This window comes from Sphingobium sp. VMM, assembly GCF_056790315.1.
The window spans coordinates 1-2,399 of sequence record NZ_JBXGSI010000050.1; the positions used below are offsets into that span (position 1 = coordinate 1).

Annotated in this window: 1 protein-coding gene; it reads right to left on the reverse strand. The window is 66.5% G+C overall.

Translation table 11 applies throughout. The features are described 5' to 3' along the window. The coding region (gene ppc, locus ACUCV3_RS27215; protein WP_482241469.1) for a phosphoenolpyruvate carboxylase at nucleotides 1-2,399 on the reverse strand (2,399 nt) is incomplete at both ends.

A 2,399-nucleotide genomic window follows, 5' to 3' on the forward strand; every position in this document is an offset into this window, starting at 1 on the left:
GTTTCCGCCTTGGCCTGGTCCTCGACCAGCGGCAGATATCGCGCCGCAATGCCCAGGTCCGACTTCGCCAGCACCATCTCCAGATTGGCCAGCGCCGACTGCAGGAAGGACCAGTGCTGCGCCATGTCGGCCAGCAGCGCCTTGTCCTCGAACGCGGCGATCGCATGGCCGAAACCATACCAGCCCGGCAGCATGACGCGCGCCTGCGCCCAGCTGAACACCCAGGGAATGGCGCGCAGATCCTCAATCGCGGTGCTCTTGGTCCGGCTCGCCGGACGCGACCCGATCTTGAGGCCGGAGATTTCCTGGATCGGGGTCAGCTGGCGGAAGAATTCCTTGAACCCCTCGGTGCCGTAAACCAGGTCGCGATAGGCGGTGAAGGCGTTCTTCGACAGTTCGTCCATCGCCGCCGCAAAGCGGGCGGCATCCTTCGCCGACACGCCCTCGGGTTCCAGGCTGGCGAGCAGGGTCGCGCTGGTCATCGCCTCCAGATTGGTCATCGCCACGTCGCGCGTGCCGAACTTGGCGGCGATCACCTCGCCCTGTTCGGTGATGCGGATGCGCCCCTGCACACTGCCGCGCGGCTGCGCCTGGATCGCCTTGAAGGCGGAGCCGCCACCACGCCCGACCGCGCCGCCGCGACCATGGAACAGCTGCATCGCCGCGCCAGCCTCGGCAAAGACCGGCTCCAGCGCCTGGCTCGCCTTGTAGAGGCTCCAGGTCGAGGTGATGTAGCCGCCATCCTTGTTGCTGTCGGAATAGCCGATCATCACTTCCTGATGGCCGCGCGCCTGCACCACCCCGGCGATTTCGGGCAGGCCGAAATAGGCGGTCATGATCTTGGGCGCGGCCTCAAGGTCGCCGATCGTCTCGAACAGCGGGATCGACATGATCGCCGCCTTGGCCGGGTCGCCATTTTCCGGCGCGCGCCACAGCCCCGCTTCCTTCAGCAGGATATTGACCTCCAGCATGTCGGACACGCTTTCGGCCTTGGAAATGATATAATGGGTGATGCACTGCGGCCCATAGGTGCGGTGCGCCTCGGCGGCGGCATGGACGATCGCCAGTTCCGACGCCGTTTCCTCGGAATATTCGGCAAAGCGCGTGCCGAGCGGCCGGTTGGTCGCCAGTTCCTTGCGCAACAGGGCGATACGGGCAAACTCGTCCAGCCCGGCATAATCCGCCTCGACCCCGGCGACCTTCAGCAGTTCGGCGACCACGCGCTGATGCACGTCGCTATTCTGCCGCATGTCGAGCGTCGCGAGATGGAAGCCGAATGTCTCGACCGCGCGGATCAGCCGACCGAGCGCCCCCCCGGTCGACAGCGCGCCATCGCCCTCGCTCGCCAGCCCCTGCGCCACAGTGACGAGATCGCGGCGGAAATCGCCCGGCGCGGCGTAAGGCTCGCCCTTCAGCGCCGACGGGCGCGGCGGCGCCTTGCCGACCAGATGGACATAGGTGGTCGCCAGCCGCGCATAGATGCCCGAAATGGCCCGGCGATAGGGCTCGTCCTGCCGGCTGGGCGACGCGTCGCCGCTCGCCTCCGCCAGCGCCAGCACCGCTTCGGGCACATGGGCGAGTTCGGTCGAGACCGACAGTTCCGCGCCCAGCGCATGGATCGATTCCATATAATAGGCCAGCGCCGCCTCGCAGCCGCGGCCCAGTGCCGATCGCAGCTGCGGCGCCTGGACGAACGGGTTGCCGTCGCGGTCGCCGCCGATCCAGTTGCCGACCCGAAGGAAGCTGTGCGGCCGCGCGCCCAGCACCCGTTCCCACCGGCCATAGAGCGCCGGCAGCGTCGGCAGGAAGATGTCGCGGAAATAGGTCAGGACATTGTCGATCTCGTCCTGCACGAACAGCTTTTCGCGGCGCAACGGCCGCGTCTGCCACAACAGCGCGATCTGGCGGAAGATCGCCTCGTCCAGATTCTCGCCGTCATCCGTCTCGGTCCGCCCGGCATCCTTGAGCTGCATCAGGTCGGCAATGCGATTCTTGTGGTCGATCATGCTCTTGCGCCGCACCTCGGTCGGGTGGGCGGTCAGCACCGGCACGATCAGGCTGTGCGACAGCAATTCCAGCACCGCATCCTTGCCGATGCCATGCGATTCGAGCTTGGCCACCGCCGACGCGACATCGGCACCCGGTTCCGCCGCCACGCCCTGCCGATCCTCGGCCAGATTGGCGAGCATCGAGAACAGCATGAAGCCGCGGGTGAAGTTGAGCGTGTCGTCGAGATTGAGGGCATCGAGGCCCGTGTCGGTCAGGTCAGCGCCCTGCAGCCCGCGCGCACGGTCGACCGAGGCGGAGCGGATATATTCGGTCTGCTTGTAGAGTTTCTCCCCGCCATAGGCCCGAATGACATCGCCCAGCAGGCGTCCCAGATAACGGATGTCGGGATT